This is a genomic window from Amycolatopsis sp. WQ 127309, from assembly GCF_023023025.1.
In the GTDB taxonomy this organism is placed as follows: domain Bacteria; phylum Actinomycetota; class Actinomycetes; order Mycobacteriales; family Pseudonocardiaceae; genus Amycolatopsis.
This window is the reverse complement of the sequence record NZ_CP095481.1, coordinates 8,063,433-8,073,974: the sequence shown is the minus strand read 5'-3', so window position 1 is coordinate 8,073,974 and position 10,542 is coordinate 8,063,433. Positions and strand designations below refer to the sequence as shown.

The 10,542-nt window shown below is 75.2% G+C and carries 1 protein-coding gene (cut by a window edge); it reads right to left on the bottom strand.

The window, feature by feature from the left end; all coding sequences use genetic code 11:
- Positions 1–26: 26 nt before the first annotated feature.
- Positions 27–10,542 carry the end of a type I polyketide synthase gene (locus tag MUY22_RS36290; RefSeq protein WP_247051686.1) on the bottom strand. 16,631 nt of this gene lie beyond the right edge of the window, so only the last 10,516 of its 27,147 coding nucleotides appear in the window; its start codon lies off the right edge, out of view; the stop codon is at positions 27–29.

Here is a 10,542-nt window from a genome sequence, read left to right as displayed (position 1 = left end):
GTGTCAGCTCCGTAGGTTCATCGGGATCAGGTGGCCTCACCGTCGAGCGCGGCGCGGACCAGGTCGTCGAGCGACATCCCGTCGATGTCTTCACTCGCCTTCCCGGTGCCGCCGACCGGGTCCGGGACCTGCCCGGCCAGGCGCCGCAGGGGTTCCAGCACGCCGATCTCACGCAGGCGGGCCAGGGGTACCGTCGCGAGCAGGGCTCGCAGTTCGGCGTCGTCGTCGGAATCGGTGGCCGGCACCAGCTGCCGGACCAGGTCCGCCGCCAGCACCGCCGGGGACGGGTGGTCGAACACCAGCGTCGCCGGCAGTTCCAGGCCGGTCGCCGCCGCGAGCTGGTTGCGCAGCTCGATCGCGCTGAGCGAGTCGAAGCCCAGTCCGGAGAACGGCCGTTCCGGGTCGACCGCGTGCGGCCCGGCGAAACCGAGCACCGCGGCGACCTGGGTGCGGACGACGTCCAGCGCGGCCTTCTCACGGTCCGGCGCCGGCAGCTTCGCCAGCTTGTCCCGCAGGGCCCCGGAGACGTCGGCCGGCGCCTCGGCCGTGAGCCGGTGGTACTCGGGCAGGTCGGTCAGCAGCGGGCTCGGCCGGGCCGCGGTGAACGTGCGCAGGAACGTGGCGTGGTCGATGTCGGCGACCACCGGGGTGGCGTCGCTCGCCAGCACGACCTGCGCGAACGTGGTGAGCGCGAGGTCCACCGGCACCGGCCGGGTCCCGGTGCGCTTGGCCCGGGCGGCGGCGTCGGCCGTCTCGGCCATCCCCGCTTGCCAAGCGCCCCAGGCGATCGACGTGCCCGGCAGCCCGGCGCGGGTCCGGTGTTCGGCGATCGCGTCGAGCACGGCGTTCGCCGCGGCGTAGTTGGCCTGGCCGGCGTTGCCGACCGAGCTGGACGCCGAGGAGAACAACGCGAAGACGTCGAGGTCGAGGTCGAGCTCGCGGGTGACCTGGTCGAGCACCCGCGCCGAGTCGGCCTTCGCCGCGAAGACGGCGTCGAACCGGTCGGCGTCGTAGCTTTCGAGGACACCGTCGTCGAGCACGCCCGCCGCGTGGACCACGGCGGACAGCGGCGCGTCCGCCGGGACGTCGGTCAGCAGAGTGCGCACGGCGGCCGCGTCGGTCAGGTCGCACGCCACGATCGACGCGCGCTCGCCCAGCTCGGCCAGCAGTTCCGTGGCGTCGGGGGTGTCCGGGCCGCGGCGGCCGGTCAGCACGACCTTGGCCGCGCCCTCGTCGAGCAGCCAGCGGGCCAGCCGCCGGCCGAGCGCACCGGTGCCGCCGGTGACGACGACGGTGCCGTGCGGGCGCCAGGCCTTCGGGGCCGCACCGGACGGCGTCCGGACGAGCCGGCGGGCGAACACACCAGCGGCCCGCACCGCGACCTGGTCCTCACCACCGGCGAGGATGCCGCCGAGCCGCGCGACCGCGTGGTCGTCGAGCTCGCCCGGCAGGTCGATCAGGCCGCCCCAGCGGCCCGGCTGTTCGAGCGCGGCCACCCGGCCGAGGCCCCAGAGCGCGGCCTGCGCCGGCGAGGTGAGCCGGTCGGACGGGATCGCGGTGACGGCGCCACGGGTCAGGCACCACAGGGGTGCGGTGCTGCCGGTCCCGGCGAGGGCCTGCAGCAGCGCGGTGGTCGCCGCGACCCCGGCCGTCGGCGCGGATTCGTCCAGGCCCAGCAGGGAAACGACGCCGGCGACGTCGTCGAACCCGCTGAGCGCGGCGGTCAGCGCCGCGCGGTCGGTGCCGGTGACGTCCATGCGCTCGGCCCCGAGAGCCTTGACCACACCGGCGGCCCAGGCGTCGTCGGTGCACCCGGCGGGCACGAGGACCAGCCAGGTGCCGTCCGGGACGACGCCGAGGGAGCCGCCGAGCGGCTTCCAGGCGATCCGGTAGCGCAGGTCGTCCACAGTGGACTGGGTGGCCCGGCGGTGCTTGAGGTCCAGCAACGCGGGCAGGACGGCGTCGAGCGCGGCGCGGTCGACACCGAGGCCGGCCAGGGATTCGGCGTCCAGCTCCGCCCACAGGTCCTCGCCGGTACCGGCGGTGACGTGGGTCTGGTCCGGCCAGAAGCGTTCGTGCTGGAACCGGTAGGTGGGCAGGTCGACCGGCCGTGCGCCGGTGCCGGCGAAGAAGTCCGCCCAGCGGACCGGGGTGCCGGCGACGTCGAGGCGGGCCAGCGCGGCGACCACGGACGACTCGTCCGAGCGGCCCTTGCGCAGGGCGGCGGTGACCGTCGCGGCCTCGCCGGCGAAGGAGCGGGTCAGCGCCGCGAGGGTGCTGTCCGGCCCGAGTTCGAGGTACTTGGTGACGCCGAGCGCGCCGAGGGCGGAGACCGCGCCGGTGAAGAGCACCGGACGGCGGGCGTGGTCGACCCAGTACTGCGCGTCCTGGATCTCCGGCCCGGCCGGGGAGGCCGTCACCGTGGACACGATCGGGAGCACCGCGGGGGCGTACACCACCCCCGCGGCGACCCGCCCGAAGTCGTCCATCATCGCGTCCATGTGGGACGAGTGAAACGCATGGCTGACCCGCAAATGTCTAGTCTTTCCGCCTGCAGCCGCGACGGCCTCGGCCACTTCGGCCACGGCGTCCTGGTCGCCGGAGACGACCACCGCGTCGGTCCCGTTGACCGCCGCGATCGACAGCCGCCCGGCGAACCCGGCGACGAGGCGCTCGGCTTCGGCCTCGGTGGTCTGCAGCGACACCATCGCCCCGCGCGGCAGCTCCTGCATGAGCCGGCCGCGGGCGGCGATCAGCGTGCACGCGTCGGCCAGGGACAGCACCCCGGCGACGTGCGCGGCGGCGAACTCGCCGATCGAGTGCCCGACGAGGTAGTCGGGCCGCACGCCCCACGACTCGACGAGCCGGAACAGCGCCACTTCCAGCGCGAACACCGCGGGCTGGGCCCACCGGGTCTCGGCCAGCAGGTCGGCGTCGTCGCCGAACATCGTCTCGCGCAGCGAACCGGGCAGTTCGAGGTCCAGGTGCGCGAACACGGCGTCGAGCGCCTCGGCGAACACCGGGAACCGCGCGTAGAGGTCGCGGCCCATGCCGGGGCGCTGGGAGCCCTGCCCGGAGAACAGGAACGCGAGCTTCCCGCCCGTCTGCGGGCCGGTGAGCACCAGCGGCGACGTCGTCCCGGCGGTGATCGCGGCGAGCCCGGTCAGCAGCTCCTCGCGGTCCTCGGCCACCACGGTGGCCCGCGACTCGAGCCACGCGCGGGTGGTCGCCGCGGAGTACGCGACGTCCGGCAGCGCCAGCTCCGGGCGCGCGGCGAGGTGGTCGCGCAGCGCGCGGGCCTGGGCCCGCAGGCCGTCGGGCGTCCGCGCCGACAGCTTGACCGGTACGGCCACGGCTTCGGCGGGCTCCCGCGCCGGCGTCGGCGGGGCCTGTTCGAGGATGAGGTGCGCGTTGGTGCCGCTGGCGCCGAAAGCCGACACCGCCGCGCGGCGCGGGCGGCCGGTGGCCGGCCACGGCGTGCTCTCGGCCAGCAGCGACACCGTGCCCGCCGACCAGTCGACGTGCTCCGAAGGGCGGTCGACGTGCAGCGTCTTGGGCAGCAGCCCGTGCCGCATGGCGAGCACCATCTTGATCACCGCGGCGGCGCCGGCGGCGGCCTGGGTGTGGCCGATGTTGGACTTGACCGAGCCGAGCAGCAGCGGCCGGTCGCGCTCGCGGCCGTAGGTGGCCAGCAGGGCCTGCGCTTCGATCGGGTCGCCGAGCTTGGTCCCGGTGCCGTGCGCCTCCACGGCGTCCACTTCGGACGCCGTGAGCCCGGAAACGGCCAGGGCGCGGGTGATCACGCGTTGCTGGGCCGGGCCGCTGGGCGCGGTGAGGCCGTTGGACGCGCCGTCGGAGTTGACGGCCGAGCCGCGCACGACGGCGAGGATCGTGTGCCCGTTGCGGCGTGCGTCGGATTCGCGTTCCAGCACGATCATCCCGACACCCTCGGACCAGCCGGTGCCGTCGGCGGCGTCGGCGAACGCCTTGCAGCGCCCGTCGGCCGACAGCGCGCCCATCTCGCCGAACTCGACGAACCCGGCCGGGCTGGACATGATCATCACGCCGCCGGCGACGGCGAGCGAGCACTCCCCCGCCCGCAGCGCCTGCGCGGCGAGGTGCATCGCGACCAGCGAAGACGAGCACGCCGTGTCGACGGTGACCGACGGGCCTTCCAGCCCGAAGGTGTAGGAGACGCGGCCGGACAGCAGGCTGCCGGCCTGGGCCGTGGACTGGTGGCCCGCGGTGTCGGTCGGCGGCCGGTAGTCGCCGGAGCCGCCGCCGATGTAGACGCCGGTGTCGCCGCCGCGCAACGCGGTCGCGTCGACGCCGGAGCGTTCGAACGCCTCCCACGCCACTTCGAGGACGAACCGCTGCTGCGGGTCCATCACGATGGCCTCGCGCGGCGCGATCCCGAAGAAGCCGGGGTCGAACTCGGCCGCGTCGTGCAGGAAGCCGCCTTCCTTGGCGGCGCTGCTGCCCGGGCCGTCGCCGGTCAGGGTGGCCAGGTCCCAGCCGCGGTCGGCCGGGAAGCCGCCGACGACGTCACGTTCGTCGACGATCGCCCGCCAGAGCTCTTCCGGCGAGCCGATGCCACCGGGGTACCGGCAGCTCATGCCGACGATGACGATCGGGTCGCCTGCGACGGCGGCGGCCACGCTCACCTGGGCGACCTCGGCCTCGCCGAGCAGCTCGCCGAGCAGGAACGCGGCCAGCTCGCGCGGGGTCGGCCGGTCGAAGACCAGCGTCGCCGGGAGCCGCAGGCCGGTCTCGGTGCTCAGCGCGTTGCGCAGGTCCATCGCGGTGAGCGAGTCGAAGCCCAGCGCGGAGAACGCGCGGTCGGTGTCGATCTCGGTCGTGTCCGGGTGCCGCAGCACCTCGGCGACGGCCGTCTTCACCACGTCCAGCACGACGTCCGCCCGGTCGCCCGCGGACTGGGCGAGCAGCCGGTCGCGCAGGCCGTGGGTCCGCTCGCCGGCCTCGGCCGGGCTGTGCAGCTGCGCCAGCAGCGGGCTCGGGCGCCGCGCGGTGAACGCCGGGCCGAACCGCTCCCACCGGACGTCGGCCACGACGGTGGTGACGTCGTCGGCGCGCACGGCCGTCGTGAGCGCCGTGACGGCGGTCGCCGGGTCGAGCGCGGGCAGGCCGCTGTCACGCAGGTGGTCGAGGTCCTCGTCGGCGCCTTCCCACGCCGAGAACGCGACGACGGCCGCCTTCTCGCCGCGGTCCCGGCGCTGCCGGGCGAAGGCTTCGAGCGCGGCGGCCTCGGCGGCTTCGTCGCCGCGGCCGCGCACGCCCCACACCCCGGCGATCGAGGTGAGCAGCACGAACGCGTCGAGTTCCTTGCTGTCCAGCAGGTCCGCGAGGTGCCGGGCACCCGCGAGACCTTCGCCGTGGATGACGGCGTCGGGCGGGAACTGCGCCAGCAGGTCGCGCAAGGCATCCGGGTCGGCGGTGGCGCCGCGGACGACGTGGACGCCGTCGCGCTCGGCGAGCCGGTCCGCGATGGCCGCGGCCGGCCCGTCGCCGGTGACGAGCACGGTGCCGAACGGCTCCCAGCGCTCACCGGGCGCGCCGGCGCGGGTCAGGCGGCGGCCGTAGGCCCCGGCCGCCCGGACGGCGACCTGGTCCTCGTCGCCGGCGAGCACGCCGGCCAGCCGGGCCGCGGTCCGCGCGTCCAGGTCGGCGGGGACGTCGACGAGCCCGCCCCAGCGCACCGGGTCGTGCAGCGCGGCGACGCGGCCGAAGCCCCACAGCGCGGCCGTTTCCGGCGACGCGATCCGCTCGGCCGGGGTAACGGCGACCGCGCCACGGGTCACGCACCACACCGGCGCGTCGAGGCCGGCGTCGTCGAGCGCGGCCAGCAGCGCGCGGGTGTCGGCGACGGTGTCGAGCAGGGACACGACCCTCGTGGCCCGCACCTGGGTCAGGTCGGCGTCCGGGCTGTGGATCTCGGCGCCGAGGGCCGCGGCGAGGGTTTCGGCCCATTCGGTGTCCGGGCCGGCGATGACCACGACGTCGGCGGCGTCGGCAGCGCCGACGGTGACGGGCTGCCAGGTGATCCGGTAGCGCAGGTCGTCGGCGGCGGACTTGGCGTCGCGCTTGCGGCGCCACTCGGCCAAGGCGGGCAGCACGGCGGTGAGTGCCGCCGGGTCGACGTCCAGGGCGGTCGCCAGCTCGGCGCCGTCGGCGCGGTCGACCGACGCCCAGAACTCGGCGTCGACGGCGGTCCCGGCCACGGCCGTGGCCGGCGCGTCGGGCCAGTGACGACGGCGCTGGAAGGCGTACGTCGGCAGTTCGGCGCGTCGCCCGGCGGTGCCGGCGAACCAGGCCGCCCAGTCCGGGTCGGTCCCGGCGGTGAACAGGGTGCCGAGCGCGGTCGCTGCACTGTCCTCTTCGGACTTCCCGCGGCGGAGCACCGGCACGACGACGCGGTCGTCCGCCTCGGCGACGAGCGGCGTCAGCACGGCGTCCGGCCCGATCTCGACGTACAGCGAGACGTCCGACTCCGCGAGCCGGTCCAGGGTGTCACCGAACCGGACGGTGTCACGCACGTGCCGCACCCAGTACTCCGGCGAGGTGACGTCACCCGACGTCACGACCGGGATCGACGGCGCCGCGAACCGCAGGCCCGCCACGACCGCGCGGAACTCGTCGAGCATCGGTTCCATCAGGTGCGAGTGGAACGCGTGCGAGACCGAAAGCCGTTTGCTGCTCTCGAAGTTCGCCGCGACGGCGAGTACGGAGTCCTCGGCGCCGGACAGCACGATCGACTCGGGCCCGTTGACGGCGGCGAGGTCGACGCCGTCGGTGAGCCGGACATCGGCCTCGGCCGCGCGGACGGCGACCATCGCGCCGCCCGTCGGCAGCGCTTGCATGAGCCGGCCGCGAGCCGCGACGAGCGTGCACGCGTCTTCGAGGGACAGCACACCGGCGACGTGCGCGGCGGCGATCTCGCCGATCGAGTGCCCGGCGACGAAGTCGGGCCGGATCCCCCACGACTCGAGGAGCCGGAACAGCGCGACCTCGACGGCGAACAACGCGGGCTGGGCCCAGCCGGTGTGGTTCAGCTCGGCCGCGTCGTCGCCCCAGGCGACGTCCCGCAGCGAGCCGGGCAGCCCGGCGTCGAAGTGGGCGCAGACCTCGTCCCACGCCTCGGCGAACACCGGGAACCGGTCGTACAGCTCGCGGCCCATGCCGAGGCGCTGGGCGCCCTGGCCGGAGAACAGGAACGCGCTCACGCGCTCGCGGGCCACACCTCGCGCGACGACCCGGCCGTCGGCGAGCACGGCCCGGTGGTCGAGCGCGGCGCGCCCGGTCGCCAGGGTGAACCCGGCGTCCAAGGCGTCGGTCTCGACGTCGGCCAGCAGGACGAGCTGCGCGTCGAGCGCGGCCGCCGAGCGGGCCGACACCGGCCACGGGACGACCGCCGGGCGAGTGCCGGTGACGTCCTCGCGGGCGGGCGGCGCCTCCAGGATCACGTGGGCGTTGGTGCCGCTGACGCCGAACGACGACACCGCGGCGCGACGCGGGCGGCCGGTCTCGGGCCACTCGGTCGCTTCGGTGACCAGCCGGACCGCCCCCGCGGACCAGTCCACGTGGGACGACGGCTCGCCGACGTGCAGCGTCTTCGGCACGGTGCCGCGGCCGAGGGCCAGCACCATCTTGATGACGCCGGCGGCACCGGCGGCGGCCTGGGTGTGGCCCAGGTTCGACTTCACCGAACCGAGCAGCAGCGGCTCTTCGCGCTCACGGCCGTAGGTGGCCAGCAGCGCCTGCGCCTCGATCGGGTCACCCAAGGTGGTGCCGGTGCCGTGCGCCTCGACGACGTCGACGTCCTCGGCAGCCAGTCCGGCGTTGGCCAGCGCCTGGCGGATCACGCGTTGCTGCGACGGGCCGTTCGGGGCGGTGAGCCCGTTGGACGCGCCGTCCTGGTTCATCGCCGATCCCCGCACCACGGCGAGGACGTCGTGGCCGAGGCGGCGTGCGTCGGACAGCCGCTCGACGACCAGCACACCGGCGCCTTCGGACCAGGTGGTGCCGTCGGCGTCGTCGGAGAAGGCCTTGCAGCGGCCGTCGGCGGCGAGGCCGCCCTGGGCGTCGAACTCGACGAAGGAGAACGGGCTGGTCATCACCGTGACGCCGCCGACCAGGGCCAGCGAGCACTCGCCCGAGGCGAGCGACTGGGCCGCCCAGTGCAGCGCGACCAGCGACGACGAGCAGGCCGTGTCGACCGTGACGGCCGGGCCTTCCAGACCGAGGGTGTAGGACAGCCGGCCGGACAGCACGCTCGCCGTCGTGCCGGTGGCCATGTGCCCGGCGACGTCCGCGCCGGAGGTGAGCAGCAGGCCGGTGTAGTCCTGGCCGTTGGTGCCGACGAACACGCCGGTGTCGGAGCCGCGCAGGGTCGCCGGGTCGATCCCGGCGTGCTCCAGGGACTCCCACGACGTCTCCAGCAGCAGCCGCTGCTGCGGGTCCATCGCGAGGGCCTCACGCGGCGAGATGCCGAAGAACCCGGCGTCGAAGTGCCCGGCGTCGGGCAGGAACCCGGCCTGACCGGCGCCGATCGTCGAGAGGTCCCAGCCGCGGTCGGTCGGGAACGGGCCGATCGCGTCGCCGCCGCCGTCCAGGAGGTCCCAGAAGGTGCGCGGCGAGGTGACGCCGCCGGGGAAGCGGCAGCCGATGCCGACGATGACGACCGGGTCGGTCGCGTCGGCCCGGGTGACCGCCGTGGTCGTGGTGAGTTCGGTGGTGCCGACCAGTTCGCCGAGCAGGAACGCGGTCAGCGCGCGCGGGGTCGGGTGGTCGAAGACCAGCGACGACGGCAGCGCGAGCGCGGTCGCCGCGCCGATGCCGTTGCGGAGTTCGACCGCGGTGAGCGAGTCGAAGCCGAGGTCGGCGAACGCGGCGTCCGGTGCGACGGCCCCGGCGTCGGAGTGCCCGAGGACCATCGCGACCTGCGTGCGCAGCAGGCTCAGCAGGTGCTTCTCGCGGTCGGCGTCGGGCAGCCCGGCCAGGGTGGTGCGCAGGTCGCCGCGCTCCCCCGCCTCGCGGGCCTGGCTGAGCACGGCCTTCGCCGCGGGCAGGTCGGCCAGCAGCGGGAACGGCCGGCCGATGCTGAACGCCGGGATGAAGCGGGTGAAGTCGATGTCGGCGACGACCACTTCGGCGTCACCGGCGCCGATCGCGCGACGCATGGCCGCGATCGCGCGGTCCGGCGGCAGCAGGGCGAGCCCACCGCGGCCGACGCGGTCCTGCACCCCGGCGTCGCCACCGAGCATGCCGGCGCCCGCCCAGGGACCCCAGGCGATCGACGTCGCGGCCTGACCGGCGACCCGCCGCCGGGCGGCGAGCGCGTCGAGGTAGGCGTTGGCAGCCGCGTAGTTGCCCTGCCCGGCCGCGCCGAACGTGCCCGCGGTCGAGGAGAACAGCACGAAGGCGTCGAGGTTTTCGGTCAGCTCGTCGAGGTTCTCGGCGCCCACGCACTTCGGGCCGAAGACGGTCGCGAACTGGTCCGGGGTCAGGGAATCCGTCGTGCCGTCATCGACGACTCCGGCGGTGTGCACGACGGCGTTCACCGTCGGGAGCGACGCGATCAGTGCGGCCAGGGCGTCGCGGTCGGCGACGTCACAGGCGGCGATCGTCACCTCGGCGCCTGCAGTCCGGAGTTCGGCTTCGAGGTCGGCCGCGCCGGGCGCGTCCGGACCGCTGCGGCTGACGAGCACCAGGTGCTCGGCACCGGCCGTGGCGAAGCGGCGCGCGACTTCCGCGCCGAGCCCGCCGGTGCCACCGGTGATCAGGACGGTGCCGCGCGGGGTGTAGGCCTCGACAGTCGTCATGGGGGCTGTGGCGAGACGACGGGCGAAGACTCCGGACGGCCGGACGGCCACCTGGTCCTCGTCGCCGATACCGGCCAGCACGGCGAAGAGCCGGTTGACCGCGCGGGTGTCCAGGGTCTCAGGCAGATCGACGAGGCCGCCCCAGCGCTGCGGCTGCTCCAGCCCCAGCACCCGGCCGAGGCCCCACAGGGCCGAACCACGCGGGTCCGCCGCGGGGTCGGCGGCACCGACGCTGACGGCGCCGCGGGTCGCCCACCACAGCGGCGCGGCGATCCCGGCGTCACCGAGCGCCTGCGCCACGGTGAGAGCGCGATCGGTTTCTCCCAGCAGGGAAAGCACGACGTCTGTGTCTACTTCGGACAGACGTGCGGCCAGGGTCTCGCGGTCTTCGTTGCCGACCTCGAACCGGACACCGTCCACAGCGGACAGGACCGACTCGGCCCACGGGCCGGGTTCGGCGGGCACGACGACCAGCACGCGGCGCGGGGTCGCGGGCTCGGTGCGGACCGGCGTCCAGACGACGCGGTAGCGCCACGCGTCGGCCTCGGACTCCGTCCGGACCTGGCGCCGCCAGGCGGTGAGCGCGGGCAGGACCGTGCCGAGCGCGTCGCGGTCGACGTCGAGCGTGGTCGACAGCGACGTGACGTCGGCGGCTTCGAGAGCGGTCCAGAAGCCCGTGTCGGCTTCGGCCGTGGACTCCGCC